The organism is Pseudomonas juntendi, from assembly GCF_009932375.1.
GTDB classification, from domain to species: Bacteria; Pseudomonadota; Gammaproteobacteria; order Pseudomonadales; family Pseudomonadaceae; genus Aquipseudomonas; species Aquipseudomonas juntendi.
This window is the reverse complement of the sequence record NZ_BLJG01000515.1, coordinates 1-292: the sequence shown is the minus strand read 5'-3', so window position 1 is coordinate 292 and position 292 is coordinate 1. Positions and strand designations below refer to the sequence as shown.

General features: G+C 63.7%; 1 protein-coding gene. It reads right to left on the bottom strand.

Going from position 1 to position 292, the window contains the following annotated elements:
* Positions 1 to 43: 43 nt before the first annotated feature.
* A partial coding sequence (locus GYA94_RS27020) for a TRAP transporter large permease subunit (RefSeq protein ID WP_161893490.1) occupies positions 44 to 292 on the bottom strand: 249 nt, incomplete at its 5' end.

The following is a 292-nucleotide window of genomic DNA, read 5'->3' as shown; positions in this document are numbered from 1 at the left end:
GGCCCATCGCGACACAAGGCCGCTCCTACAGGCTGAGGTGCGGTTACAGCACCACGCTAGGCAGCCACAGCGAAATGGCCGGAATGTAGGTCACCGCCATCAGCACCAGGAACAGCGCCAGGTAGAACGGCAGCAGCGCCTTGACCGTCGATTCGATACTCACCTTGCCCACCGCCGAGCCAACGAACAACACGGCGCCCACCGGCGGCGTGATCAGGCCGATCCCCAGGTTCACCAGCATGATCATGCCGAAATGCACCGGGTCCACGCCGATGCCGGTGATCACCGGCAA